The sequence below is a fragment of the Fictibacillus iocasae genome, from assembly GCF_042665465.1.
Classification (GTDB): Bacteria; Bacillota; Bacilli; order Bacillales; family Fictibacillaceae; genus Fictibacillus; species Fictibacillus iocasae.
In genome coordinates this window covers 101,010-127,325 of record NZ_JBHTCP010000009.1, presented here as the reverse complement: position 1 = coordinate 127,325, position 26,316 = coordinate 101,010, and the positions used below count along the sequence as shown (strand labels likewise).

General features: G+C 47.8%; 30 protein-coding genes. 25 read left to right on the top strand and 5 right to left on the bottom strand.

Features of this window, described 5'->3' with window-relative positions:
* Positions 1 to 72 precede the first annotated feature (72 nt).
* Complete coding sequence (katA, locus tag ACFQPF_RS04790; protein WP_379747098.1) at positions 73 to 1,527, bottom strand: catalase KatA; 1,455 nt, start codon at positions 1,525 to 1,527, stop codon at positions 73 to 75.
* Positions 1,528 to 1,703: 176 nt separating this feature from the next.
* On the opposite strand from katA, the gene ACFQPF_RS04785 reads away from it, so the two are divergent.
* The 11 genes from ACFQPF_RS04785 to moaA all read left to right on the top strand — a co-directional run bounded on the left by ACFQPF_RS04785 (position 1,704) and on the right by moaA (position 9,189).
* Complete coding sequence (locus ACFQPF_RS04785) at positions 1,704 to 2,135, top strand: organic hydroperoxide resistance protein (protein ID WP_379747096.1); 432 nt, start codon at positions 1,704 to 1,706, stop codon at positions 2,133 to 2,135.
* Between the two features lie 23 nt (positions 2,136 to 2,158).
* Complete coding sequence (locus ACFQPF_RS04780; protein ID WP_379747094.1) at positions 2,159 to 2,449, top strand: putative quinol monooxygenase; 291 nt, start codon at positions 2,159 to 2,161, stop codon at positions 2,447 to 2,449.
* 146 nt (positions 2,450 to 2,595) lie between these two features.
* Positions 2,596 to 3,618, top strand: coding sequence for a MoeB/ThiF family adenylyltransferase (locus ACFQPF_RS04775; RefSeq protein ID WP_379747092.1), 1,023 nt, complete (start codon positions 2,596 to 2,598; stop codon positions 3,616 to 3,618).
* 18 nt (positions 3,619 to 3,636) lie between these two features.
* Positions 3,637 to 4,395: a molybdate ABC transporter substrate-binding protein gene (gene modA, locus ACFQPF_RS04770; RefSeq protein ID WP_379747090.1), complete on the top strand. Its 759-nt coding sequence runs from the start codon at positions 3,637 to 3,639 to the stop codon at positions 4,393 to 4,395.
* Positions 4,395 to 5,060: a molybdate ABC transporter permease subunit gene (gene modB / locus ACFQPF_RS04765; RefSeq protein WP_379747263.1), complete on the top strand. Its 666-nt coding sequence runs from the start codon at positions 4,395 to 4,397 to the stop codon at positions 5,058 to 5,060. Before modA ends, modB begins: the two co-directional genes overlap by 1 nt.
* A gap of 27 nt (positions 5,061 to 5,087) precedes the next feature.
* Positions 5,088 to 6,356, top strand: a complete 1,269-nt coding sequence (locus tag ACFQPF_RS04760) for a molybdopterin molybdotransferase MoeA (RefSeq protein ID WP_379747088.1) — start codon at positions 5,088 to 5,090, stop codon at positions 6,354 to 6,356.
* Entirely contained in the window at positions 6,347 to 6,862 is a 516-nt protein-coding gene (gene mobB / locus ACFQPF_RS04755; RefSeq protein WP_379747086.1) for a molybdopterin-guanine dinucleotide biosynthesis protein B, read from the top strand. The genes ACFQPF_RS04760 and mobB overlap by 10 nt, the downstream gene beginning before the upstream one ends.
* The gene (locus ACFQPF_RS04750; protein ID WP_379747084.1) at positions 6,859 to 7,332 is read left to right on the top strand and encodes a molybdenum cofactor biosynthesis protein MoaE; all 474 of its coding nucleotides are present in this window, start codon (positions 6,859 to 6,861) and stop codon (positions 7,330 to 7,332) included. Before mobB ends, ACFQPF_RS04750 begins: the two co-directional genes overlap by 4 nt.
* Complete coding sequence (gene moaD, locus ACFQPF_RS04745; RefSeq protein WP_379747082.1) at positions 7,325 to 7,552, top strand: molybdopterin converting factor subunit 1; 228 nt, start codon at positions 7,325 to 7,327, stop codon at positions 7,550 to 7,552. Before ACFQPF_RS04750 ends, moaD begins: the two co-directional genes overlap by 8 nt.
* Entirely contained in the window at positions 7,549 to 8,154 is a 606-nt protein-coding gene (locus ACFQPF_RS04740; RefSeq protein WP_379747080.1) for a molybdenum cofactor guanylyltransferase, read from the top strand. The genes moaD and ACFQPF_RS04740 overlap by 4 nt, the downstream gene beginning before the upstream one ends.
* A gap of 15 nt (positions 8,155 to 8,169) precedes the next feature.
* Entirely contained in the window at positions 8,170 to 9,189 is a 1,020-nt protein-coding gene (gene moaA / locus ACFQPF_RS04735) for a GTP 3',8-cyclase MoaA (protein WP_379747078.1), read from the top strand.
* A gap of 141 nt (positions 9,190 to 9,330) precedes the next feature.
* On the opposite strand, the gene ACFQPF_RS04730 is transcribed toward moaA, so the two are convergent.
* Positions 9,331 to 9,750, bottom strand: coding sequence for a hypothetical protein (locus ACFQPF_RS04730; protein ID WP_379747076.1), 420 nt, complete (start codon positions 9,748 to 9,750; stop codon positions 9,331 to 9,333).
* A gap of 207 nt (positions 9,751 to 9,957) precedes the next feature.
* On the opposite strand from ACFQPF_RS04730, the gene ACFQPF_RS04725 reads away from it, so the two are divergent.
* The 4 genes from ACFQPF_RS04725 to ACFQPF_RS04710 all read left to right on the top strand — a co-directional run bounded on the left by ACFQPF_RS04725 (position 9,958) and on the right by ACFQPF_RS04710 (position 15,814).
* The gene (locus ACFQPF_RS04725; RefSeq protein ID WP_379747074.1) at positions 9,958 to 10,809 is read left to right on the top strand and encodes an undecaprenyl-diphosphate phosphatase; all 852 of its coding nucleotides are present in this window, start codon (positions 9,958 to 9,960) and stop codon (positions 10,807 to 10,809) included.
* 222 nt (positions 10,810 to 11,031) lie between these two features.
* Positions 11,032 to 13,998 carry a formate dehydrogenase subunit alpha gene (gene fdhF, locus ACFQPF_RS04720; RefSeq protein WP_379747072.1) on the top strand — a complete coding sequence of 989 codons (2,967 nt, stop codon included), beginning with the start codon at positions 11,032 to 11,034 and terminating at the stop codon, positions 13,996 to 13,998.
* Entirely contained in the window at positions 13,982 to 14,527 is a 546-nt protein-coding gene (locus ACFQPF_RS04715) for a helical membrane plugin domain-containing protein (protein WP_379747070.1), read from the top strand. The genes fdhF and ACFQPF_RS04715 overlap by 17 nt, the downstream gene beginning before the upstream one ends.
* Before the next feature lie 21 nt (positions 14,528 to 14,548).
* Entirely contained in the window at positions 14,549 to 15,814 is a 1,266-nt protein-coding gene (locus ACFQPF_RS04710; protein WP_379747068.1) for an L-lactate MFS transporter, read from the top strand.
* Positions 15,815 to 15,853: 39 nt separating this feature from the next.
* Here ACFQPF_RS04710 and ACFQPF_RS04705 read toward each other — a convergent pair whose 3' ends face one another.
* Complete coding sequence (locus tag ACFQPF_RS04705; protein WP_379747066.1) at positions 15,854 to 16,207, bottom strand: winged helix-turn-helix transcriptional regulator; 354 nt, start codon at positions 16,205 to 16,207, stop codon at positions 15,854 to 15,856.
* Between the two features lie 220 nt (positions 16,208 to 16,427).
* On the opposite strand from ACFQPF_RS04705, the gene ACFQPF_RS04700 reads away from it, so the two are divergent.
* From ACFQPF_RS04700 to ACFQPF_RS04680, 5 genes are all read left to right on the top strand, one after another.
* Positions 16,428 to 17,645 (top strand): MFS transporter, encoded by a 1,218-nt coding sequence (locus tag ACFQPF_RS04700; protein WP_379747064.1) that lies wholly within the window; start codon positions 16,428 to 16,430, stop codon positions 17,643 to 17,645.
* Between the two features lie 149 nt (positions 17,646 to 17,794).
* Positions 17,795 to 18,097 (top strand): ArsR/SmtB family transcription factor, encoded by a 303-nt coding sequence (locus ACFQPF_RS04695; protein WP_379747062.1) that lies wholly within the window; start codon positions 17,795 to 17,797, stop codon positions 18,095 to 18,097.
* A gap of 76 nt (positions 18,098 to 18,173) precedes the next feature.
* Positions 18,174 to 19,559 (top strand): aldehyde dehydrogenase, encoded by a 1,386-nt coding sequence (locus ACFQPF_RS04690; RefSeq protein WP_379747060.1) that lies wholly within the window; start codon positions 18,174 to 18,176, stop codon positions 19,557 to 19,559.
* A 12-nt stretch (positions 19,560 to 19,571) separates the two neighbouring features.
* Entirely contained in the window at positions 19,572 to 20,222 is a 651-nt protein-coding gene (locus ACFQPF_RS04685; RefSeq protein WP_379747058.1) for an NAD(P)H-binding protein, read from the top strand.
* 42 nt (positions 20,223 to 20,264) lie between these two features.
* Complete coding sequence (locus ACFQPF_RS04680) at positions 20,265 to 20,510, top strand: cytoplasmic protein (protein WP_379747056.1); 246 nt, start codon at positions 20,265 to 20,267, stop codon at positions 20,508 to 20,510.
* A 113-nt stretch (positions 20,511 to 20,623) separates the two neighbouring features.
* Here ACFQPF_RS04680 and ACFQPF_RS04675 read toward each other — a convergent pair whose 3' ends face one another.
* Positions 20,624 to 20,995 (bottom strand): winged helix-turn-helix transcriptional regulator, encoded by a 372-nt coding sequence (locus ACFQPF_RS04675; RefSeq protein WP_379747054.1) that lies wholly within the window; start codon positions 20,993 to 20,995, stop codon positions 20,624 to 20,626.
* A 109-nt stretch (positions 20,996 to 21,104) separates the two neighbouring features.
* Between ACFQPF_RS04675 and ACFQPF_RS04670 the strand changes: the two genes are divergently transcribed.
* Positions 21,105 to 22,085, top strand: coding sequence for a zinc-binding dehydrogenase (locus ACFQPF_RS04670; RefSeq protein ID WP_379747261.1), 981 nt, complete (start codon positions 21,105 to 21,107; stop codon positions 22,083 to 22,085).
* A 16-nt stretch (positions 22,086 to 22,101) separates the two neighbouring features.
* Positions 22,102 to 22,485 (top strand): SMU1112c/YaeR family gloxylase I-like metalloprotein, encoded by a 384-nt coding sequence (gene gloA2, locus ACFQPF_RS04665; RefSeq protein ID WP_379747052.1) that lies wholly within the window; start codon positions 22,102 to 22,104, stop codon positions 22,483 to 22,485.
* Positions 22,486 to 22,610: 125 nt separating this feature from the next.
* On the opposite strand, the gene ACFQPF_RS04660 is transcribed toward gloA2, so the two are convergent.
* Complete coding sequence (locus ACFQPF_RS04660; protein WP_379747259.1) at positions 22,611 to 23,057, bottom strand: OsmC family protein; 447 nt, start codon at positions 23,055 to 23,057, stop codon at positions 22,611 to 22,613.
* Positions 23,058 to 23,194: 137 nt separating this feature from the next.
* Between ACFQPF_RS04660 and ACFQPF_RS04655 the strand changes: the two genes are divergently transcribed.
* The 3 genes from ACFQPF_RS04655 (at position 23,195) to ACFQPF_RS04645 (ending at position 26,279) form a co-directional block, all read left to right on the top strand.
* A complete protein-coding gene (locus ACFQPF_RS04655; RefSeq protein WP_379747050.1) occupies positions 23,195 to 23,977 on the top strand; it encodes a 2-phosphosulfolactate phosphatase in 783 nt (260 codons plus the stop codon).
* A 161-nt stretch (positions 23,978 to 24,138) separates the two neighbouring features.
* Positions 24,139 to 25,077, top strand: a complete 939-nt coding sequence (locus ACFQPF_RS04650; protein ID WP_379747048.1) for a LacI family DNA-binding transcriptional regulator — start codon at positions 24,139 to 24,141, stop codon at positions 25,075 to 25,077.
* 89 nt (positions 25,078 to 25,166) lie between these two features.
* Positions 25,167 to 26,279: an aminopeptidase gene (locus tag ACFQPF_RS04645; protein WP_379747046.1), complete on the top strand. Its 1,113-nt coding sequence runs from the start codon at positions 25,167 to 25,169 to the stop codon at positions 26,277 to 26,279.
* The last annotated feature ends 37 nt before the right edge of the window (positions 26,280 to 26,316 follow it).

The window sequence follows — 26,316 nt, the reverse complement described above, 5'->3', positions numbered from 1 at the left end:
GGGATTGAAAGCGCTGTCAATACTTTGATGTGCAAAAGGCATCCGGTAAATGCTGGATACCTTTCGTTAGTTTTATTTCGCTGCAGCAGGAACGGGAAGTCCGAGTGCTTCTGCTACGGCTGTGCCGTATTCAGGGTCCGCCTTGTAAAAATGCTCAATCTGACGCTGTTTAATGTCATCTCTCGTGACTGGTTTCATCGCACGGGCGATATTCTGGACGAGTCTTGCCCGTTCTTCTACCGAAAGCAGGCGATAAAGGTCGCCAGCCTGAGTATAGTGGTCATTTTCGTCGTAAGGTGTGCTGTCGGCCAATCCGTTCACTTCATATGGCGCAGGCTTATGCTGTGGTGCTTCTGCTGGCCCGCCAAAACTGTTCGGCTCGTAATACACCGATCCGCCGCCGTTGCTGTCTGGACGCATTTGTCCATCGCGCTGATGATGATGGACCGGACATTTTGGACGGTTGATCGGCAATGCGTTATGGTTCGCCCCAACGCGGTAGCGGTGTGCGTCCGCATAGGCGAACAAGCGGCCCTGCAGCATTTTATCCGGTGACACCTCAACGCCTGGAACGAGTGTCCCAGGTGAGAAGGTTGCCTGCTCGACCTCGGCAAAATAGTTTTCCGGATTTCGGTCGAGCACCATGCGGCCAACCTCAATCAAAGGATAATCCTTCTGCGACCACACTTTTGTCACATCAAACGGATCAAAGCGGTACGTGTCTGCGTCTTCAAGCGGCATGATCTGTACGTAAAGTTTCCAGGCCGGAAAGTCTCCTGCTTCAATTGCATTAAACAGATCTTCTGTATGGTAATCCGGATTTTCACCGGCAATCTGGGCGGCGAGTTCTGGTGATAAGTTTTTCACACCTTGCTCTGTTTTAAAGTGATATTTAATCCAATAGCCTGTGCCTTCCGCGTTCACCCATTTGAACGTATGGCTGCCAAACCCGTGCATGTGGCGGAGAGTGGCCGGGATACCGCGGTCAGACATGAGAATCGTGACTTGATGCAGCGATTCAGGCGAAAGGGACCAGAAATCCCAGACGGCATCAGGGTTTTTCAGATGTGTGACCGGATGGCGCTTTTGTGTATGAATGAAGTCAGGGAACTTGATCGCGTCGCGTATAAAGAAAACAGGGGTGTTGTTGCCGACGATGTCGTAGTTGCCTTCTTCTGTGTAAAATTTAACTGCGAATCCGCGCGGGTCGCGCACTGTGTCAGCCGATCCGTTCTCGCCTGCAACAGTTGAGAAGCGGACGAACAGCGGCGTGCGTTTTCCTTTTTCAGATAAAAAAGCAGCCTTCGTATAAGCAGAAACATCGTTCGTCACTTCAAAATAACCGTGTGCGCCAGCTCCTTTTGCATGGACGACTCGTTCAGGCACACGTTCACGGTTAAAGTGCGCGAGTTTTTCGAGTAAGTGGACATCCTGTAAAAGGGTTGGACCTCTCGACCCTGCTGTCATTGAATTCTGGTTGTCGCCGACCGGCGCACCCCAGCTAGTTGTTAACGTTGTGTTTTTCATCTCTCTCACTCCTACTTTAGAATGATTACAAATAAGATAATAACAGGTTTGAAAATATAATCAATAGTTTTTAATAGTAATTATAATGTGATACATGTTATTGTAGGTTTAAATTCACTGAATAAGTGAATTATTAATATGAACGATAAGAACAGGATGGAAAGGATGAGAACATAATGGCAGAAAAATTATTTACAGCAACCGTAACAGCACAAGGTGGACGTGAGGGGCATATTCATTCGGAGGACGGTGTGCTGAAGCATTCGATCGCCATGCCAGGAACACCAAGAATGAAGGAGATACCGGATGCAGTCACTCCAGAGCACCTATTCGCAGCGGGATATGCTGCATGCTTTGACGGTGCGCTTAACTTGATGGCGAAAAAAGCAAAGGTAAAATCGTTTCAGTCGGAAACAACCGCGGTCGTCAGCTTCCTGAAAGATCAGTCTGATGATGGGTTTAAGCTAGCGGTTGACCTTGAGATTAAAGGAAAGGGTGTAGAGCAGGCAGAGCTAGAGGAGCTTGTTGAAAAAGCACACCATTTCTGTCCGTATTCTAAAGCGACTCGTGGTAACATCGATGTAACGTTAAACGTAACAGCAGAATAAACAAGGCAGAAAGGGGAGCGTGCATGGGACCTGTTATTATCACGGCCGTATTGAAGGCGAAACAGGGGAATGAGCAAAAGCTTTACGAAGAATTGATAAAGGTCGCCTCTGCCTCTCAGCAAGAAGAAGGCTGCACGCAATACCGTCTTCATCAGTCGATAGAAGACGGCGGTTTGTTCGTTCTGTATGAAAGTTATCGTGATGAAGAATCGCTGCAGTTGCATATCGATTCGCCGCATTATAAAGGGTACAGGGAGACTATTCAGCACCTTATCGAGACACGGGAAGTGCATAAATTAGGTCAGATCATTTAAGTAAGGACAAGCCGCTGCGGCTTGTCCTTTTCGTATGAAACCTTTTGTTTAAGCCCAGTTCGCAACCTTTGGTATACTGTTATATATACCAAAGTGAATTTTCTGAAATTATATGGTGTTCATTTTCATTTAAAGAGGTGTCCTACATGTCGGATGGGCGTTATTCAAGGCAGGAGCGGTTTGCTCCAATCGGTAGAAGCGGACAAGCTCTTCTTTCGAAAAAGCACGTTCTTCTGATCGGGGCGGGAGCACTCGGAACAGGCAACGCCGAGGTTCTTGTCCGCGCCGGTGTCGGCAGGCTCACGATTGTTGACCGGGACTATGTGGAAGCGAGTAACCTGCAGAGGCAGCAGCTGTACAGCGAGGAAGACGCGAATCAGAAAATGCCAAAAGCAGCAGCGGCCAAATCCAGGCTTCGAGACATCAACTCTTCCGTTGGCATACACGCCGTTGTGGAGGATGTCTCTTTTATCAAACTGGAAGAACTTGCAGAAGATGCTGACCTTATTCTCGATGCGACCGATAATTTCGAGACACGCTTAATTATCAATGACTTGTCGCAGAAACTTAATATACCGTGGATTTATGGAGCGTGTGTTGGCAGCTATGGCATGACCTTTACCGTAATACCGGGAGAAACGCCATGTTTTCAATGTTTGTGGAAAAGCATTCCGCAAGGCGGACAGACGTGCGACACGGCAGGCATCATCAGTCCTGCGGTCATGATGGTCGTCGCCTATCAAAGTGCAGAAGCACTAAAAATACTTTCGGAAAATTATGCTGCACTACACAATAAACTCGTTACGTTTGATGTATGGGAAAACCTGCATTCGGAGATTGGTGTCAGCAAGCTGAAGAAAGCAGATTGTCCGTCATGCGGCCTCGCACCGTCCTATCCTTATCTTAGTGCGGAGAACTTGATGAAAACGTCCGTGTTGTGCGGGCGTGATACCGTTCAGCTTCGTCCATCTTCACGCCAGCCGGTGGATCTTCCGCAGCTTGAGGCACGACTGTTATCGCAAGGGTTTCAGACTGCGCGCAATCCATACCTGCTGTCCCTCACACAGGACACGAACAGGATGGTCATTTTCTATGACGGACGTGTTCTCGTTCATGGAACAAAGGATGTAATTGAAGCAAAAAAGATGTATACCAACGTGTTTGGGTAGCAAGAAAGGGAGAACAAGATGAATGGGCGTTATAAAACTTTACTGGTTCTTGCCTTGTTATTCGTCGTGAGCGGATGTGGAGGAGAAGGCTCTGAAAAAGAGTTAACGATTTCTGCCGCAGCAAGTTTGCAAGGAACGATGAATGAGATAAAAAAAGAGTTTGAGAAAGAGCAACCGGACGTGAAGCTTGTGTTTAACTTTGGCGGGTCAGGTTCCTTGCAGCGCCAGATTGAACAGGGTGCGCCAGCAGATATGTTCCTATCAGCTGCCAAAGAAAACACCGAAGCTCTTTCTAAAAAAAATCTGATAGATGGAGAGGTTCCCTTTATCGCCAACAAGCTGATGTTGATTGCTCCGATCAACAAGCCTTGTTCCTCACTTGAAACATGTCTTGAGGTTAGCAGCCGAATTGCATCCGGAACACCGGAAACTGTTCCTGCCGGAAAGTATGCACTGTCTGCCATTCCAGAAGAGATGCGCAATAAAAGTGTATACGGAAAAGACGTCAGGACGGTCCTGACACTCGTTGAACAAGGAAGTGCGGATATTGGATTTGTTTACCAGTCAGATGTGACCACTTCCAAAAAAGTGACCGTTGTGGAAGAAATCAAAACCACTGAAGAGATTTTGTATTATGGGGGCATTTTAGAAAAAAGCAGTCAAAAAGAGTCAGCTCGCCAGTTTATGAAGTTTCTGCGGCTGCCGCGGATTCAGCAATTGTTTGCTGAGAACGGATTCACGCCTTTAACCACGCAGCAGATCAAGCAGGTGAGATGATGAACATGGAATTTTGGCTTCCTGTACGTCTCTCGATATCGGTCTCCTTTATCGCAGCGATCATCGTTTTTGTTTCAGGAACTGCTTTAGGACGGGTGTTCGCGGTACGAGCATTTAAAGGCAAAGTACTAGCCGAGACGCTGTTGATGCTGCCGCTTGTTCTTCCTCCGTCTGTGATCGGCTTTTTGCTGATCGTGACGTTTGGAGTGAACAGTTTGCCAGGCAAAATGATTGAAACACTGTTTGGCGGCACACTGATTTTCACACCGTGGGCGGCCGTTTTGGCATCAGCCGTTGTCGCATTTCCGTTGATGTTTCAGTCTGCCAAGGCGGGATTTCTTGGTGTCGACCGAGAGTTAGAAGGAGCCGCACAGGTAGACGGCGCATCAAAACGGCAGGTGTTTATGTCGATCTCGATACCGCTCGCTTCACGGGCACTGGCAGCAGGAGCGTTGCTCAGTTTTACTAGAGCATTGGGGGAGTTCGGGGCGACGCTCATGTTCGCCGGCAACCTGCCCGGCAGAACGCAGACCATTCCGACCGCTATTTATGTAGCGATTGAATCAGGCAACATGCAGCTTGCGTTTTATTATGTGATCATCAGCATGGCCATCGCGCTCGTCCTGCTTGGATTGGTCCAATATTTTAACCGCCAGCATCATTAACATCATTTTATCAGGGAGCTGTTTGAAATGGTTGAACGAAGAAAGCCGATACGAGTGAGTGAGGCTGTTAATAAAGTGATGGCGTTCGCAAAAAGAGGGAATGAGGAAAAGGTGCAGCTTGAGCACTCATATGGCCGAGTGCTGGCAGAGGCTTTAAGAGCGACTCATCCTGTCCCGCCATTTGACCGTTCTCCCTATGACGGGTTTGCTGTCCGTTCCTGTGATACTGTGCACGCGGGTATGGATAACCCGGTATCGTTTCAAGTAATCGATGAAATCGGAGCTGGCTTTGTCTCTGAAAAGAAGGTCGGACCGTTTGAGGCGGTGCGGATTATGACAGGCGCAAAGCTTCCGGAGTTATGTGATTGTGTCATCATGCTTGAGCTTGTCTCAGAGTTTGCTTGTGGCGGAGAGTCTTGGTTTTCAATCAAGCGTTCCTATAGACCTGGCGACAATGTTTCGTTTCAAGGAGAAGACACCGAAGAAGGCACCGTGATTGCAGAAAAGGGTACATACATAAATCCAGGAGTTGTCGCTAACCTGGCAACGTTCGGGTATCAGGAAGTGATAGCTGCGAAAAGGCCAATCGTTGGCGTCTATGCAACAGGCACGGAGCTGCTTGACGTGTCGGATGAACTGCAGCCGGGAAAAATACGAAACAGCAACGGCCATATGGTATGTGCGCAGATAGAACGGGCTGGGGCACAGGCGCGCTATTTTGGCACATTGCCGGATGACTTTGACACATGCTACGATTCTGTCAAACAGGCCGCAGAGTCGGTCGACATGCTGATCACCACTGGCGGTGTGTCCGTCGGAGACTATGATTTCCTTCCGGCCATTTATGAAAAACTTGGTGCGGAAGTGCTGTTTAACAAAGTCGCGATGCGGCCCGGAAGTGTCACGACGGTCGCTGTCTGGAACGGCAAGTTCTTGTTCGGGCTGTCAGGAAATCCGTCTGCTTGCTATGTCGGGTTTGAGCTGTTTACGCGTCCAGTCATCCAGAATATGCTTGGAAGCAAGACTCCTCACCTAAGAAAAGCTCGTGCCATTCTTTCAGAGGAGTTTACTAAGGCGAACCCGTTCACCCGGTTCGTGAGAGGCAAGCTTAGCTTTTCTGGTACGACGCTTACTGCTGCGCCAAGCGGTTTTAATAAATCGAATGCGGTCACGTCGCTCAGCTTAACGGATGTTTTCATCGTATTGCCGGGAGGAACGCGAGGATTTTCGGCAGGAGACGAAGTGGATGTTCTTTTGCTGGAGTATTGTGAAGGAAGCGAATGGCCATGGGATTGACGAAGCCTGTCCTGCAGCTGGCCGGGTATTCCAACAGCGGCAAGACCAAGCTGATGGAGCGGCTCATAGTAGAAGCATCCAAGAACGGATGGCGCACCGGAACATTGAAGCATCACGGACATGGCGGTGTGCCTGATATGTCAGATGGCGGGAAAGACAGCGGCAAGCATCGGCAAGCTGGTGCCGCAGTTACCGGTGTGGAAGGCGGCGGGATGTTCTTGCTATCTGCTGAAAAGCAGCAATGGACGCTTGAGGAATTGCTGTCTTTTTACGAAGCAATGGACATGGATCTGATACTTGTTGAAGGCTATAAGCATGCTGATCTGCCGAAAATCGCCATAATAAAAGAGCCGGACGATCTTTCGCTTTTACAGAGCCTGACGAATGTTCAGGCGGTGGCGAGCTGGAAGCCGCTGACGCACGATTTGGATGTTCCGATATTTTTAATGGAAGATGATGCGCTGATGGACTGGTTCCGAAATTATATAAAGGGTGTGATGAGATGAACGAGAAGCTGTTTATCATAACCGATCAGCCGATATCGGTGGAAGAGGTGACCGCTAAAGTCATTCGGCGTGAAGCGGGAGCTGTCACAAATTTTATCGGAACAGTGAGAGAATTTACAAAAGGAAAGCGAACGTTATATTTAGAGTATGAAGCTTATCCAGCCATGGCCGAAAAGCAGCTTGCTAGAATCGGTGCTGAGATTCAAGAACGGTGGCCCGACGCGGTGACTGCAATCACGCATCGAACCGGACGACTCGATATCTCGGATGTGGCGGTTGTCATTGCTGTTTCGACACCTCATCGAAAAGATGCATACGACGCGAACGAATATGCGATTGAACGCATCAAGCAAATGGTGCCCATTTGGAAAAAAGAGCATTGGGAGGACGGCGAGCAGTGGATCGGCGACCAGCTTGAGATAGGGCGGTATCCATCAGGACGGCCGGAAGGAGTGGTAAACCGTGATTAACGTATTATGCTTTGCGCATATTAAAGAGCTTACAGGTGCTGAAAAAGTGCAGATTCAACAAGACGAGATGACCGTAGAGCAGCTTCTTAACGAGTTGAATTACAGGTACGGTGTATCAGGTGACTTTATGGTCGCGGTAAACGAAGAATATGCGGATAAAGAGGATATCGTGAAAAGCGGTGATACCGTAGCGATCATCCCGCCGGTTAGCGGAGGATGAAAAGCGCCAGCACCTCGGATTTAACAGGAATCATTTTAGCGGGCGGGCTTTCGTCGCGATTTGGAAGTCCAAAAGCGTTTGCGCGTTACAAGAACCAGCTGTTTTATGAGCATGCACGAAATGCACTGTGTCCTTTTGTCCGTGAAACGGTGATCGTCAGCTCAGTCGATCTGCTTCCACGTTTCAGCAGAGAAGTAAAGGTAGACGTCATCAGAGATGCAAAAGAACATGAGGGAAAAGGACCGCTTGCGGGTATATTCAGTGTAATGAAGGACTTTGTAAACACGTGGTATATGGTGCTGCCGTGTGATATGCCGCTCATGAATAGTCATGCGATAGAGAAAATCGTTTCGTTTCGCAGGGGAGAAATAGACGCCGTGATTCCGAAAATCAATGGCAGGATCCAGCCGCTTGCCGGGCTATACAAAAGATCGCTATTGGATAAAATAGACTGTCAGCTTAACAGCGGCGATTACCGCATGATGGATCTGCTAAGCCAAGTAACAGTGAAATGGGTTACCGAGATAGATCTGGACCTTTCACCTGACGTGTTTCAGAACGTGAATGATCAGGAAGCGCTGAACAGGCTTTCAAGTAGATAGAGAGAGTAGAGGAGGATGGCCATGAAACCTTTAACCGACACGCTCGGACGTCCGCTGCGTGATTTCAGGATCTCGGTGACGGACCGCTGCAATTTTCGCTGTACATACTGCATGCCGGCTGAAATTTTCGGGCCTGATTACCACTTTCTTGATAAAAGCGAGCTGCTCAGTTTTGAGGAAATTGTACGGCTGGTGAAAGTATTCAGGAAGACAGCAGGAATTGAAAAGGTGCGAATCACAGGCGGGGAGCCGCTTATGCGCAAAGACCTTGACAAGCTGATTGCCATGATATCAGATGTTGCCGGAATTGATGATCTGGCCATGACAACGAACGGATCCTTGCTGCCACTTCATGCGCAGCGGCTGAAGGATGCGGGTCTCAAGCGTGTCACGGTCAGCCTGGATACTCTTGATGAAGAGCGCTTCCAAAGAATTAACGGCAGAGGTGTGAGCGTCAAAAAAGTGCTGCAAGGAATGGAAGCGGCTGAAAAAGCAGGTCTCGGAGTCAAGGTGAACATGGTCGTTCAAAAAGGGTTGAACGATGGAGATATCCTTGAGATGGCCCGTTTTTTTAAAGGCAGCGGCCGGATTCTCCGGTTCATTGAATTCATGGACGTTGGCAACAGCAATGGCTGGAAGATGGATCAGGTTTTCACGAAACAGCAAATCTTTGACACCATTAATTTCGAAACACCGATCGAGCCGATCGAGCCAAGGTATAAAGGAGAGGTAGCGACACGCTACCGTTACAGTGGTTCAAATGAAGAAATCGGCATCATTTCGTCGATCACAGATTCGTTCTGCAGCTACTGCAACAGAGCGAGGCTGTCGGCAGAGGGCAAATTGTATACGTGCCTCTTTGCTTCAAAAGGCCATGATTTACGAAGTCTATTAAGGAAATCAGAGGATAATGAAGAAATTACAAAGGCAATAGAAGGTATCTGGAGATCGCGCACTGACCGCTATTCGGACGAACGAAGTAGCAGCAAAAGCGCTTCAAGAGAAAAGATTGAGATGTCCCATATCGGCGGATAAGGAGACGATGCACCCCTTTATGGGGTCCGGTACATTTACAAAGAATTCCTTGTTATGTCAGGTGAAAATGTAAATGGTACCGGACCCCGGCATGAAACAACCCGCGTACAAGCAACTGCTTGTACGCGGGTTGTTTCATGGTTATACCGCTTTTCTAAACTTAAATACGAACCCGATTACAAATGAGATCAGTGTCATAATGAGCAGAGCGAGTGATAACGTGCTGACCATTCCGTTCATGCCGAGCGAATGATAGATTTGTGAGCAGATGGCAAGCGGGATGGCGAAGAACAGAAAAATCATGCCGAACAGTGCGTTGCTTGTTTTAAACAGCTGTGTTTTGTGCGCTACGTCCAATACTTTCAGCGCCAAAATCCAAAACGCACTCGTCAATGACCAGAAAAGAACCATGGATGACAGGAACGATGTGGTTGTCAGTCCGCTCTCCTGTTCAAAGAACATGTCAATCTTTCCCCACACCATGGCCGTCTGGTAGATTCCGCTCAAGAATAGCAAGCTTAAAAAGAACATCGCCGCTTCAAAACCTGGTTGTTTTTTCATTCTGAACTTATTCTCCTTCCCTAAAAAAATAGCCGTTAAACGCCGTTTTTGATTTTAAATTATTCTACTATATTTTAACGGTGTTTTCAAAGACATTTTTGAACTTTTTACATTTTTACACAATTCAAAAACTTGTTTTTCGTTGTTTTTGGAACAAAAACCATTTATTATGACTGTTAGTGATAATAAAAAGAAATAGGTGAAAAAATGGATTTTCTATTATTGATAAAAGCGATCATACTAGGTTTGGTAGAAGGGCTCACTGAATTTGCACCTGTCTCTTCAACAGGGCATATGATTCTTGTAGATGACATGTGGCTGCAATCTAAAGAATTTTTAGGAAAGTATCCGGCCAATACGTTCAAGGTCGTCGTACAGCTCGGCTCGATTCTTGCCGTTGTCATTGTGTTCAAAGATACGTTCATTAATATGCTTGGACTGAGAAGTTTATTTAAGAAAAATAAAACACTCGTCGATAAAGCCGAACAGCAGCAGCGCCTCAAACTCACTCAGGTCATTGTCGGGTTGCTTCCTGCAGGAATTCTAGGCGTCTTGTTCGAGGATTATATTGATAAACACTTGTTCACTGTTAACACGGTTCTAATCGGTCTTGTAATTGGTGCCGTGTTCATGCTGGTTGCCGATCTAACGGGACCTAAAAAACCTGAAGTGGAAACAGTGGATGAAATTTCTTACAAGCAGGCGTTTCTGATCGGATTGTTTCAATGCTTCTCGCTCTGGCCAGGGTTCTCCCGCTCAGGTTCCACCATTTCAGGCGGAGTCATTCTCGGCTTAAGCCACAAAGCTGCAGCGGATTTCACGTTCATCATGGCAGTCCCGATTATGGCCGGAGCCAGCTTGATTTCTTTAGTAAAAAACCTGCAATATTTTAATCCTGATTTCCTGCCATTTTTTATTGCCGGTTTCTTGAGTGCTTTCATCTTTGCCTTGATATCTATCAAGTTTTTCTTGAAAATCATCTCAAAGGTGAGACTCGTCCCTTTCGCCATCTACCGCATTATACTTGCGGCTGTGATTTATACACTATTTGTTTTATAAAGGAAAAAAGGAGAAGAGCCGGCAACGGCTTTTCTCCTTTTTTTAATCCATGATCGGGGTCCGGCACCATTTACTGCAAACGCTGTTGTTTCAAGGCAGCATAGTAAATGGTACCGGACCCCGGTTGTTTTTCTCCCTATTAGTTCACTTAGTTTAAGAAACGCGTTTTAGGGAAAAAATTATACAGTTGTCAGAATATTCACTATGCGAGAGGTGAAGAGATTGTCAGATTCCTATTCCATTAAATTAAATGGTGCTGAAATGAAAGCCAGCAAGGATCAAACGATATTGAATCTATTAGAAGGCAGTGAAGCACAGGTTCCTCACGTATGCTATCATCCGAGCCTTGGGCCAATCGAGACTTGTGACACGTGCATCGTCAAGGTGAATGGCGAGTTTGTTCGGGCATGCTCGACTACGATTGCGGAAGGAGACGAGGTTGACACCATTTCTGATGAGGTAAGAGAAGCGCAGGTCATTGGCATGGACCGAATTTTGTTCAACCATGAGCTGTATTGTACGGTTTGTGATTACAACAACGGCGGATGCGAAGTACATAATACCGTAAAAGCCATGAAGGTTAACCATCAGAGCATCCCGTTTGATCACAAGCCGTATGAGAAGGACACATCCAACCCATTTTATCGGTACGATCCAGATCAGTGCATCCTGTGCGGACGCTGCGTGGAAGCCTGTCAGGATGTGCAGGTGACCGAAACATTGTCCATCGACTGGGAACGCGAACGGCCGCGAGTCATCTGGGACAAAGACGTGCCGATCAATGAATCTTCTTGTGTATCTTGCGGCCATTGTTCGACTGTCTGTCCTTGCAACGCCATGATGGAAAAGGGAATGGAAGGCGAGGCTGGCTATATGACCGGCATCAGCCGTGAAACGCTCAGACCGATGATTGAAATCACGAAAAGCGTAGAGACGGGGTACGGATCAATCCTCGCGATTTCTGACATGGAAGCAGCGATGCGTGAACAGCGCATTAAGAAAACGAAGACGGTCTGCACGTATTGCGGTGTCGGCTGCAGCTTTGATATCTGGACGAAGGACCGGAAAATTTTAAAAGTGGAGCCGTCAATTGAGGCACCTGCCAACGGCATTTCAACATGTATAAAAGGAAAGTTCGGATGGGATTTTGTGAACAGTGAAGAACGCCTCACTTCTCCACTCATCCGGGAAGGAGATTCTTTCCGAGAGGCATCATGGGAGGAAGCACTCACGCTGATTGCATCAAAGTTCACGGAAATCAAAGAAAAACACGGAGCCCATTCGTTAAGCTTCATCAGCTCCTCCAAGTGCACGAACGAGGAGTCGTACTTGATGCAGAAGCTAGCGCGCGGCGTGATCGGCACCAACAACATCGATAACTGCTCACGTTACTGCCAGACACCTGCGACGATGGGGCTGTTCCGCACGGTCGGACATGGGGGTGACTCGGGTACAATCAAGGACATCGAACGGTCTGAGCTCGTGATCATCATCGGAGCGAACACGGCAGAATCTCACCCTGTTCTCGCGACACGAGTGAAACGGTCGCAAAAGCTTAAGGGACAAAAGCTGATCGTAGCTGACCTTCGCAGGCATGAAATGGCAGACCGCGCGGACCTGTTCATCCAGCCGAAAGCAGGCTCTGATCTTGTCTGGCTTTCGGCTGTTGCAAAATACATTATCGATCAGGGCTGGGCTGCGGATGAGTTTTTACGCGATCATGTGAACGGTCTTGATGAGTTTACGGCCAACCTGCAAACGTTCACGCTAGAATATGCCGAGCAAGCGACCGGTTTGTCTCAAGAAACACTGATCTCTGTTGCTGAAGCGATTCATCAGGCGAAGAGCACGTGCGTCTTATGGGCGATGGGCGTGACGCAGCATTCGGGCGGCAGTGACACGAGCACGGCAATCTCCAACCTGCTGCTCGTCACAGGCAACTACGGACGTCCGAACTGCGGCTCATACCCGCTGCGCGGCCATAATAACGTACAAGGAGCGAGTGATTTTGGCAGCATGCCGGACCGGCTGCCTTCTTACGAAAAGGTGGCAGATGAAAGTGTGCGTGCCAAATATGAAGCCGCTTGGGGCGTTAAGATTCCGGCAGAGCCAGGGCTAAACAACCATGAGATGGTGCAGGGCATCCTAGACGGCCATGTTAAATGCATGTATTTAAAAGGAGAAGACATGGGGATTGTCGACTCCAACATCAATCATGTGCATGCAGCCTATGAAAAGCTTGAATTTTTTGTTGTACAGGATATTTTTCTTACCCGGACGGCACAATTTGCCGATGTTGTCTTGCCGGCAAGCCCGAGCTTAGAAAAGGAAGGGACATTCACGAACACCGAACGCCGCATCCAGCGTTTGTATCAAGTGTTTGAGCCGCTCGGCAACTCGAAGCCGGATTGGCAGATCATCACGGAAATTGCCAACCGTCTTGGTGCAGGCTGGGATTATACTCATCCGAGCGACATCATGCTAGAAGCTGCTCAGCTTGCTCCGCTGTTTGCCGGGGTGACGTATGAACGCTTGGAAGGGTACAACAGCCTGCAATGGCCAGTCGCAGCAGACGGCAGTGATACACCGGTCTTATTTTTAGACGGCTTTCCTTTTCCTGATAAAAAAGCGCGGCTATACCCTGTCGATTGGACCCAGCCTGTTGAGTTCGGCGAAGAGTACGATATTCATGTGAACAACGGGCGTCTGCTCGAACACTTCCATGAAGGAAACATGACATATCAATCGAAAGGCATCACCTCTAAAACACCTGGAACGTGGCTGGAAGTATCACATGAACTGGCAGAAGAGCGAGGCATAAAAGACGGCACACTCGTCAGGCTCTCTTCACCGTACGGCAACGTGAAGGTTCATTGCCTGGTTACCGATCGCGTGAAAGGAAAAGAAGTGTATTTACCGATGAACGACAGCGGCGAGGCGGCTATCAACCTGCTCACAAGCAGCTACGCCGACAAAGACACGGATACCCCGGCGTACAAGGAAACGAGCGCCAAAATGGAAATATTGCAGCAAGAAGGTGTGAGTCCATTGCCGCGAATCAACTTTCGTTACGGCAATCCGCAGCCGCAGATTGGAGTGAACGTGGAAAAGAAATGGGCGCGCAGTGACTACATTTTCCCTGGAGATGTCGTGAAAAAGGAGCGAGAAGAGCATGGCAAAAGCCATTAAGAACGTTCGCAAATTAACGGTCACGCCTGAAGAACAGCGGAGCAAGGATTTGCGGGAAGTAGAGGACGCGCTGATCAAGAACAAGGACGCCATCCTCCAGACGATGGAGATCATGAACCATATGCAGGATAAAGGGCTGCTGTCGCTCCTGAACGGTTTGTTCGGACAAGGAGATAAGGTGCTGCACGTGCTTGTTAAAGCAGTGGACAAGCCTGAAGCGACGAACACATTAAAGAACTTGCTCCTTCTTGTTGGCACACTCGGATTGATTAACGTCAAACAGCTTGAACCGATTTTGCTGAAGCTGAATTCAGGTATCGCCCGTGTTGCCGAATATAAAGACACAGAAGAAAAGACGAGCTATTTTGATCTTGTCCGCGCACTGAAAGATCCAGAAATCAACAAGGCAATCACCATCTTGATGCAGTTTTTAAAAGGGATGGGACAGGACACAGAAGAATTCGAGAGGACGACTCAAGATACACCAGAAAAGCGCATCAACCAGACGAAGAACAAAACAATGGAATAAGACAAGAAAAGGAGCAGAAACATGGCTGGAAAAATAAAAAACCGCTGGCTGATCGCTGCTGCGGCTGTCGGCATTCACATTTCAATCGGCTCGATTTATTCCTGGAGTGTTTTTACGAATCCGCTGAGCGATAAACACGGCTGGGGACTGAGCCAAGTATCGCTCACGTTCAGTATCGCCATTTTGTTTCTTGGACTTTCTGCTGCGTTTATGGGACATTTCGTCGAGCGTCACGGACCGAGAAAATCGGGTCTCATCGCATCGTTCTGTTTTGGATTGGGTCTTCTTGGCGCAGGATTTGCCGACAGCATCGGCTCGCTTTATATGTTCTATGTTTTCTACGGGGCATTGGGAGGCATCGGTCTTGGAATCGGCTATATCACGCCTGTTTCCTCGCTTGTCAAATGGTTTCCTGACCGCCGCGGCATGGCGACGGGTCTAGCAATAATGGGATTCGGGTTCGCTTCATTGATTGCGAGTCCGGTCATCGCCAGGCTGATCGGCAGCATCGGCATCTCCAATACTTTTTATTTGTTAGGCGTTGTCTATTTTTCTCTTATGATTGTTTCGTCTCTTTACCTCGCCCCGCCTCCAAAAGACTGGATGCCTGAAGGGATGTCTGAAAAAGGAGAAGGCGATAAGAAAAAGCCGGATGACCTCTCCCAGCTGACAGCAAACGAAGCGGTCAAAACCGTGCGATTCTGGGCGCTATGGTCGATGCTTTTCATTAACGTCACATGCGGTATCGCCGTTATTTCGGTAGCCTCTCCGATGGCGCAGGATATAGCGGGATTAAGTGCAGGTGCCGCGGCCACAATGGTTGGTATCATGGGTCTTTTCAACGGACTTGGACGAATCGGCTGGGCCTCTGTTTCTGACTATATCGGTCGGCCGAATGTGTACACGACATTCTTTGCCTTACAGACAGCCGCGTTTCTATTGCTGCCGAACGTGTCTAACGCCCTGTTATTTCAGATCATCATTTTTGTCATTATCACATGCTACGGAGGCGGATTCGCGTCCATTCCAGCCTATATCGGAGATTTATTCGGAACGAAACAGCTCGGTGCGATTCACGGATATATCTTAACCGCTTGGGCCGCAGCCGGTCTTGTCGGTCCGCTCGTTGTATCATGGATTCGCGAGACAACAGAGAGCTACTCATTGACTCTCTATATTTTCACAGGTGCCTTTGTTGTCGCGCTCGCCATCTCACTCCTGATTCGGATCAACATCCGGAACATCCGTAAAGCGAACGCTTCTGGGAAGACGGCGAATGTGTCATAATAAGAGGAAAAGCCGTACACCTCGCTGTACGGCTTTTCGTTATTCCTCATTCACTCGCACGACCATATCCTTCGGGTTGTCATACGTTTTTTCGATATGCTGCTCCCCCCAGTGGCAGAGCAAGTCTAAGATGGTCTTGAGCGACCAGCCGTATTCTGTTAACGAATATTCCACTTTAGGCGGAACCTGGTTGTACACTTCTCGTAAAATAACGTTATCCTCTTCAAGCTCGCGCAGCTGCTGCGTGAGCATTTTTTGCGTGATGCCAGGCATAAGACGCTTTAACTCGCTCGTCCGTTTCTTTCCTTTGATCAAGTGGCAAAGGATGACGACCTTCCATTTGCCTCCGATCACTTCAAGTGCCGCTTCTACGGGTATGTTGTATTTTTTCATTTTAACTCCTCCTTCCAACACTGTCTGGTGTGATTCATTATAACGCTTAAGTACTTATTGGAACTATAGGGTACTTTCAGGTAACTATGGAACATATAAGTGCGTACTTTCCATGTGTTTTCGTATGCTTCATACTAGCAACCGAGGCAGTGCTGACGTGGAAGGCGCCTTCACAAGCCTGCTTGGTAAAAAGGTAACCTGAAACAGGAGGAGATTATATATGAATAACCATACAAAGACAAATGAAAGCAAAGGCGGATTCTTAGCACTCATGGCACTTGCGATCAGTGCTTTCGGCATCGGCACGACGGAGTTCGTTCCGGTTGGCCTGTTATCAACCATATCTGATGACCTTCACATTTCGATTACGATGGCGGGACTGCTCATATCAGGCTACGCGATGGGTGTCGCATTTGGCGCACCGATCCTGACCGCACTCACGAACAAGATGAGCCGCAAGACGCTGCTACTATTGCTTATGGTCGTGTTTATTATCGGAAATGGAGTGGCGGCTGTGTCCACGAGCTTCGGGCTTTTGCTCGCTGCCCGCATCATTACCGCTTTCTCACACGGTGTTTTCTTTTCGATCGGTTCGACGATTGCAGCCGATCTTGTGCCGCCAAATAAACGGGCGAGTGCGATCGCCTTTATGTTCACAGGACTGACGGTTGCGACCGTGACAGGTGTGCCGCTCGGGACGTTTATCGGTCAGCACTTCGGCTGGAGAGCGACGTTTGCTGGAGTAGCTTTGCTTGGGGTGATCGGAATTATAGCGAGTGCGCTTCTTATTCCAAAAAATTTAAAGGATGCACCGCCATCATCTTTTACTGATCAGTTAAACGTCGTGAAAAATGGTCCTTTATTATTAGCATTTGCTATTACCGCATTAGGATACGGAGGAACCTTCGTCGCTTTCACGTACTTGACACCGATTTTACAGGATATTACCGGATTCAAGCCAAATGCGGTGAGCGTCATCCTTCTTGTGTACGGCATCGCCGTTGCGATCGGTAACACGGTCGGCGGCAAAGCGGCAGATAAAAACCCGCAGCGTGCTCTATTATGGATGTTTATCGCTCAAGCTGCCGTGCTGGTGTTGTTGTCATTTACAGCGCCCTTTAAAATAGCAGGTACAATAACCATTTTCTTGATGGGAATGCTCGCTTTCATGAATGTTCCTGGCCTTCAGGTGCTGGTTGTGAAGCTTGCAGAACGGCACGTTCCAGCAGCGGTTAACGTCGCATCCGCGCTGAATATCGCCGCTTTCAACCTCGGCATCGCGATCGGAGCGTTTGTCGGAGGAATCATCGTCGATTCCATCGGCCTCATCAATACTCCATGGATCGGCGGGGTAATGGTGTTTGGAGCCGTTCTTTTGACAATGTGGAGCTCAGCACTGGAAAAGAGGCACGTACAACCAAAAAAGAAAGCAGCTTAATGTTTGAGGACACGCCTTATGATGGGCGTGTCCTTTGTGATAAATAAAAAAGTCCTTGGTTGAGTCAATGGAATGACATATGTTATCATTGGTTCGTAAGATTAAACGTTCGAACGAAGTCGTTTCTTATACAAAGGAGGTGCCTTTACATGTCAGAACATGCGATGAACATCTTTCGAAAGTGCATCCCTATTTTCCAGACATTAAGCGATACGCATCGCCAGGATATTATCTTGCTTCTTGCACAGCACGATGCTCTAACGGTCAACGAGATCACGGAACAGTCCAAGCTCTCTCGCCCGGCCATCTCGCATCATCTAAAGCTGCTTAAGGAAAATGGTCTCATTGAAGTAGAGCAGCAAGGGACACAGCGTTTGTATTCCTTAAAGCTAGACGAGTCTGTTGGCATGCTGAAACAATTGATTCAAACTGTAGAAGAAGACTGCCTTTAGGGAATGCCTAAAGGTTTTCATACAACCTATGCGTTTAAATGTTTAAACGTACAGACTAAAACGGGAGGTACAACTTATGCACACACAATCTGATATTGATACACTTCTTGCAGCTCATAAACAGTATTTCAGCACAGGGAAAACACGGGATGTGGCTTTCAGGCTGCAGCAGCTCAATAAGCTGAAGAACAGCATCCGCCGCTATGAGAAAGACATTTTAGATGCTTTATACAAGGATTTGCGAAAAAGTGAATTTGAAGCGTACGGCTCGGAGATCGGGTTTACGCTCGACAGCATTAAATACATGATGAAGCATTTGAAAAAGTGGAGCAAGCCGAAAAAAGTGAAAACGCCGATTCACCAGTTTCCGTCCAAAAGCTACATTTTACGCGAGCCGTACGGAACGGTGCTCATCGTCGGGCCGTTCAACTACCCCTTTCAGCTGCTGATCGAGCCGATGATCGGGGCGATCGCTGCTGGAAACAACGTCATCCTCAAACCGTCGGAGAGCACACCTGCTATCACCAACGTAATCAAACGCCTTATTAAAGATACCTTTGAAGAGAACTATGTCACGGTCGTTGAAGGAGAAAAAGAAACCACATCTCTTCTGATTCACGCACCGTTCGACTATATCTTTTTCACAGGAAGCGTGCCAGTTGGAAAAATTGTCATGGAAGCCGCAGCGAAAAATTTGGTGCCGATCACACTCGAACTGGGTGGCAAAAGTCCGGCGATCGTGGACAAAACCGCGAATCTGGACATCGCGGCAAAGCGCATCGCTTGGGGGAAGTTCCTGAACGCCGGACAGACATGCATCGCGCCTGATTATATACTCGCTCATTCTTCAATTAAAGATGACCTGATCCAAAAACTAAAAGATACGGTTGAAGCATTTTATGGCAGCGACTCGTCTAAGAGCGGTGATTACGGCAGGATCGTGAACGAGCGCCAGTTTGACAGGCTCGCGGCGCTGCTGCAGGAAGACTCCGAAAAAATCACCGTCGGAGGGAATACTGACCGCGATGATCTGTATATCGAACCGACGATCCTCCATCACATCGACTGGAACGATGCGGTGATGAAGGATGAGATATTCGGGCCGATTCTTCCAATCATTGAGTATGACGGCTTGGATGACGTGATGAAAAATATTCAAAACAGTCCGAAGCCCCTCGCACTGTATGTGTTCACGGAAGATCAAGAGGTGGAGGAGAAGCTGCTGCATTTTGTTTCGTTTGGCGGCGGATGTGTGAACGATACGCTTTCACATATCGTGAGCCCTCATATGCCGTTTGGCGGTGTCGGCAGCTCGGGAGTTGGCGCGTATCATGGCAAATACAGCTTTGATGTGTTCACTCATCAAAAAAGCATTTTGAAAAAAAGCGCAAAGTTTGAGTCTGGTCTTGTCTTTCCGCCTTATGGCGACAAAATAAAATGGCTGAGAAAGCTGCTGAAGTAGGAGGGGTGAACAGTGGAGGACACACGAAAAGCGCTCGTTCTTGGAGCGACGGGATTGATCGGCCGTGAAGTCGTTAACATGCTGCTCGCTCATGAGCAGTACGAAAGCGTGACCGTTCTTGTTCGTCGAAAACTAGATAAAGAGCATCCAAAATTGATTCAGGTCATCGCAGATTTTGATCACCTTGAGCAGCACCATGATGCGTTTAAATCGGATGATGTGTTCAGCTGCCTGGGGACGACGATTAAAAAGGCGAAAACGAAAGAAAACTTTAAAAAGGTTGATTACGAATATACGATCAAGGCAGCAGAGCTTGCGGCAAAAAACGGTGCAGCCCGTTTCCTGACCGTGTCGTCGCTCGGCGCCGATTCTACATCGATTTTCTTTTATAACAAAGTGAAGGGCATGGTGGAGGATAAGCTGAAAAAGATTCCGCTGCATGCAGTGCATGTGTTTCAGCCGTCACTCTTGCTCGGAGACCGCGATGAACACCGAACAGGCGAGAAAATGGCAGAAAACATCAGTGCAAAGATGCCTTTCATCTTTAAAGGACCGCTACGTAAATATAAGCCAGTGAGCGGAAGGAACGTCGCCTTCAGGATGGTCGAAAAAGCATTGCAGAATGAAGAAGGCTATCATGTGCACCGGTCGGATGCACTGTGAAAAAAATGCGGGTTTTTTGGTGATGAAGAAAGGTGGATTTCTATGGAAAATAATAAAGGTCCTCATGACTTCAGCTATAAAAATCGAGAGCTATTAGAAAAAGATCAGATATGCGGCTGTTTTTATTGTCTGAAAATCTTTCACCCTTCTGAAATTGATGAATGGGAAGGAGAAAACGAAGATACCGCTTTTTGCCCATATTGCGGCATCGATTCAGTAATTGGAGAGAGTTCAGGTTATCACATAACGAAAGAATTTTTAGTGAAGATGAACACAGAATGGTTTTAAGAAGAGAATGAACAGACAGGGGCAGACCGGGGTCCGGTACGCAGTGTCGTAATTACCGTTATAGCAGCGTGATGTGCGTTGCAGTACCGGACCCCGACTATAACCGGCTCTTGTTAGTTGCTCATAAAGTCATACGTGGTCCAGCAGCGGTTCATGTGGATGCCGCGCTGCTCGGAGTACATGTCTCCCCATTTGCACATCTCAAAGAGTGTCGGCTGCAGCTTCTTTCCTAAATCCGTCGTGACGTATTCCACACGGGGCGGAACCTGCTCGTACTCGATGCGGCTGACGAGGCCGTGCTCTTCTAGCTCACGCAATTGCTGCGTGAGCATTTTTTGTGTGATGCCTGGCATGCACCGCTTCAGCTCGTTAAACCGTTTAACACCTTCATTTAAGTTCCATAATATAAGAACCTTCCATTTTCCGCCGATGATCTCGATGACGAGGTCAATGGCGCACTGGTATTCGGATTTTAACTCTTTCATTTATAAGCTCCTCATAAACAGGTTACTAAAAAGTGCCTGCTTGTTTTTGATCATTACAGTATATATTATATACCATGAAGAGGATATAAGAAATGGAGTGAGATAGATGATGAAAGCATTGCTGTTGAAAGATAAAGGTCTATGGAAAGAGATGAAGGTAGAGGAAACAGACACGCCACAGCCGGGTAAAGGAGAAATTCTCGTAGAGGTGCATGCGGCAGGATTGAACCCGGTCGATTACAAAACAGGTACGAACGGACTACCGGCATGGAGCTATCCGCACGTTCTCGGGCTCGATGTAGCTGGAACGGTCGCTGAAGTTGGAGAAGGTGTCACAGAATGGGAAAAGGGCGACCGTGTCCTTTACCACGGTGATTTTACAAAAAAGGGTGGCTATGCTGAATTCGCCGTCATCAACGCCCGAACAGTGGCACGCATCCCGGATAATGTGTCGTTTGAAACGGCGGCGGCACTGCCAACCGCTGGCTATACGGCTTATCAGGCATTGTTTCGCAAGCTTCCGATGGACAACGTGAACACCCTTTTAATTCATGGCGGCGCAGGCGGCGTCGGCGGCTTTGGCGTTCAGCTGGCGAAGATGGCAGGCAAGACGGTCATCTCTACCGCTTCATCTCATAACCATGAGTATGTGAAGTCTCTGGGTGCCGATCATGTGATCGATTACCGTGAAGAAAACGTAGCGGAGAAAGTAATGGAACTGACGAACGGACTTGGAGTGGATGCGGTCGTGGATGCGGTGAGCAGACAGAGCGCAACAGATTCTCTTGATGCCCTCTCCTATATGGGGCATATCGTGTACATTGCGGGTGCGCCTGACATGTCAAAGATTGCTCCGTTCACAAAGGTCCTCTCTGTTCACGAGATTGCCCTGGCTGCTGGTCACCAGAGTGGGAACATCCACGCGGAAAAAGACTTCGCAGTAATCGGGGAAGAAATGCTGAAGCTAGTCTCTGAAGGAAAGCTTGATGCGATGCTGAAGGAAACGATTGCATTGGAAGAGGTGCCAGCGGCATTAGAGCGTTTATCCGAGCGACATGTGAAAGGCAAGATTGTCGCGAGGATCAAGTAATGGAGGGCACAAGGTCATGCTAAAACGAGTGCACCACGTTGCTGTAATTTGTTCGGATTATGAAAAATCCAAGCATTTTTATGTGAATGTGCTCGGTCTCGAGCCAATGAATGAAGTATACCGGGAAGAACGAGACTCTTTTAAGCTCGATCTAGCTGTGAACGGCGTCTATCAGATTGAATTGTTTTCGTTCCCGAATCCGCCTGAGCGGCCAAGCTATCCGGAAGCAGCCGGACTGCGGCATCTTGCATTTGAAGTGGAAGATATCGAAGGTTGTGTGAGAATGATGAGGAAAAAGGGAGTCATAGCCGAGCCTGTCCGTACTGACGAGCACACCGGAAAAAGGTTCACGTTTCTCTCTGATCCTGATGGCACTCCAATTGAATTATACGAAAGCTGAAAAAAGGCTGCCCGCTGTGGGCAGCCTTTTTATCGCTAGAAACGTTCTGGGGTCCGGTACCACTTTGTCATAACTGCTATTTATTGCCCTATTGTGATGAGTGGTACCGGACCCCATCTAACAATTTACATCTTCGTCACGGTTGCCTCGAGCTCAACTTCTACATTGCCTTTGATGGCACGTGTGATCATGCAGGATGACTCCGCTTTTTCCGCCAGTTTTTTGGCGAGGTGAATTTCCTTCTCACTTGCAGCTGCAGGCAGGACAATATGCGGCCTGTGAATAATCTTTTTATAGGTGATCACGCCTTTTTCCATTTCCACGATGCCTTCTGAAGACAGCGTTAAGGAACTCTTTACAAGATTGCTGCGCTCCATCATGGCCGCAAGCGTGATAATAAAGCAGGTGGCGGCCGCACCGAGCAGCATTTCATCAGGATTGGTGCCGATGCCGGGCCCGTCCATTTCGGGTGGAATGGATATTTTCGTTTTCAGCTCTCCGCATTCTAAATATCCAACATCGTTTCGCAGTCCAGGCCAATCAGCGGTTAAATGAAACGTATGAACAGCGATCGTTAACGCCTCCTTTTAAAATGGGTCTCTTCTGCTTATTTTAGTAGAACTGATAAATGCATGCCAGAATGATACTCGCCTAGATGTTAAAAAAAGGCTATGTTTTTCGTAACCATGAAAACAGAGAGGAGATTCATATGAACAACTATTATAATCAAAGTGGATACTCAGTAAAGGTAGAGTGGGGACAAAGAGGAGCGAGAGAAGCCGCTCAGCGCGGTGATATCATTGTAATCGTAGATGTGCTCAGCTACTCTTCAACTGTTGCAGCTGCACTGCATCATGGTGCTCAAGTTTACCCTTTTCCACCGCCTAATAATGAAAAAGCAAAAGAATATGCCGCTTCACTCGGGGCCGAAATGGTTCTTGGCAGGGCAGAGGCGGAACGAACAGGAGGCTATACACTTTCTCCTGTCTCGTTTAAGCGAGACGACAGAGATAGAAAATTTGTGCTCTGTTCATTGAACGGCGCTGCCTGTACAGAAGCTGCCAAAGCCGTTCCTGCGCTGCTGATCGGCTCACTTGTTAATGCAGATGTCGCGGCAAAAGCAGCACATGATCAGCAGAAAAAAACAGGAAGAGACATCACGATTGTACCTTGCGGTGAACAGTGGGAGGACCCGCACCATGATGAAAACGGCATGAGACCGGGAATAGAAGACTATCTTGGAGCAGGTGCGATCCTTGCCTCATTAGAAGGGACGTTTTCACCTGAAGCAGAGGTATGCGCCGCATCGTTTGCTGCCTGTCAGCACAATCTGGAGCAGCTGATCACGCAGTCAGGCAGCGGCCGAGAGCTCGTAGAACGAGGATATGGTGCTGATGTGGAATTTTGCAGGTGCCTCAACACTCTTGAACAAGTACCCGTCCTTTATAATGGCTGTTTTGTGAACTACTCGTCGTTTCTTACGGTAAAATAAGCACCAAGCCAAACGGCTGCACACATAGCGATTATGGTTAAACATCCTGATATCATGGTCATCCTCCTTGAATGGCTGTATTTGTTTTACACTATAAAATATGAAACGCGTTTCATAGCAAACGTTTTTTTAATTGGATTTCCAAAGGGAGGCTGCTGCACGTGGCAAACATCAGAGACATCGCAAAGGCGGCGAACGTATCCGTCACAACCGTTTCAAGGGTATTGAACGATCATCCGTACGTGTCTGAAGAAAAGAGACGCGCTGTACTTGAGACGATGAAGGTGCTCAAATATAATAAAAACCTGAATGCTGTTACTTTATCCAAAGGCAAAACGCAGATTATAGGGGTTGTGCTGCCTTACATACACCAGCCTTTTTTTAGCTTGGTTCTGAACGGAATCGCTCGGCGTGCATCAGAAGAGGGCAAGACCATCATGCTTTTTCAAACGAATTATGAAGAAGAAAAAGAAAGGGAAGCGCTTGAGAAGCTGAAAGGAAAACAGCTGGACGGGCTGATTTTTTGTTCAAGAGCTCTTTCACAGGCTGACATTCAAATGTATGGCCAACATGGACCTGTCGTTCTTTGTGAAGAATCAGAGCATATGAACTGTGTGTATATGAATCACTATGAATCGATTGTGACAGGAGTAAGGCATTTAAGGAGGCGCGGGTACGAAAGAATCGGCCTTACACTGAACCGGAACAGCGGCAGAAACACGAACGAAAGGGTTCGCGCTTTGAAAGATTCGGGCTTTCATGATGAGGATATATTTTACGGTGCGCTGAATATGGAGGACGGAGAGGAGATCGCACGTGAACTTCTACTCCTCGGAAACGATGGTCCGGATGCGCTGATCATCACGAATGATACGGTGGCAGCAGGGATCTACAATGAGTTCCGCCGGAGAGGGAAAAAGATACCCGATGATCTTGCGCTGCTTTCTTACGATAATCAGCATATCGCTCAATCTCTGGAGATTAGTTCAGTTCAGCTGCCTTTGCTTGAAATGGGAGAGGCAGCGTATAGTCTCCTTTCAATACCGAAACACAAAAAGATTGAGCTTCCCTTTACACTTATTCAGCGAGAAAGCACGTAAATTTTCAGAAAAATCGGTATACAAATGCTTGCAAGTATCATAAAATAAACTATACAGTCAGTTTTATGAAAAAAAGGGGGCTTTTTAAAATGGCAGATCCAAGAAATAAGGAACTTGCTGAAGTGCTGCTTGATCATTCGGTTCAGCTTCAAGAAGGAGAACGAATCCTAATTGAAGTAAACGGCGCTGGCAAACCGCTTGTAAAAGAACTGATTAAAGAGGTCTATAAAAGAAAAGCGTATCCGTTCGTCAAAATTCATGATGAAGAGTACAGCCGTTTGCTTACGGAAGGCGCGTCAGAGGAAAGACTGGAAACCGTAAAAAAATGGGGCATGCAAGAGTATCAGGACATTCAGGCAAGCATCCGCATCGCAGGGGCCTACAATTCACGTGAGAGCGCGAACGTACCTTCCGAAAAACAGCAGCTTGCAGGGAAGATTATGCGCCCGGTGCTCAATCAGCTGATTGATCATACGAAATGGGTGCTGCTGAACTATCCGAACACAGGCTCAGCGCAAAAAGCCGGCATGTCGTTAGATGACTTTGAAGACTTTTACTTCAATGTGTGCACGCTTGATTACGAAAAGATGGACAAAGCGATGGATGCGATGAAGAGGTTGATGGATGAAACAGATGAGGTTCGCATTAAAGGAGAAGGAACGGACCTTCGCTTCTCGATCAAAGGGCAAGGCTCGGTGAAATGTGCCGGTACGTGCAACATCCCAGACGGCGAAATCTATACCGCACCTGTTAAAGACTCGGTGAACGGCACGTTGACATATAACGCCCCAACTTCCTATAGAGGAACGGATTTCACGAACATTACGTTTGAATTTGAAAATGGAAAAATTGTGAAAGCAACGGCGAATGAAACGGATAAGCTGAACGAGATCCTCGACAGCGACGGGGGAGCACGCTATATCGGTGAATTTGCGATCGGTGTGAACCCCTACATTCTAGAGCCGATGAATGACATCTTATTTGATGAAAAGATTGCCGGAAGCTTCCACTTTACGCCTGGCCAGGCATACCGTGATGAAACCTATAATGGCAACGATTCTCAAGTGCATTGGGACATTGTCTGCATCCAGCGTCCTGAATACGGCGGAGGAGAGATCTGGTTTGACGGCGTCTTGATCCGCAAGGACGGCTTGTTTGTGACAGAAGAGCTTCAGCCGCTTAATCCGGAGAACTTAAAATAGAATAGACAGCCTCCTCTTTCGGAAACCTAACAGAAAA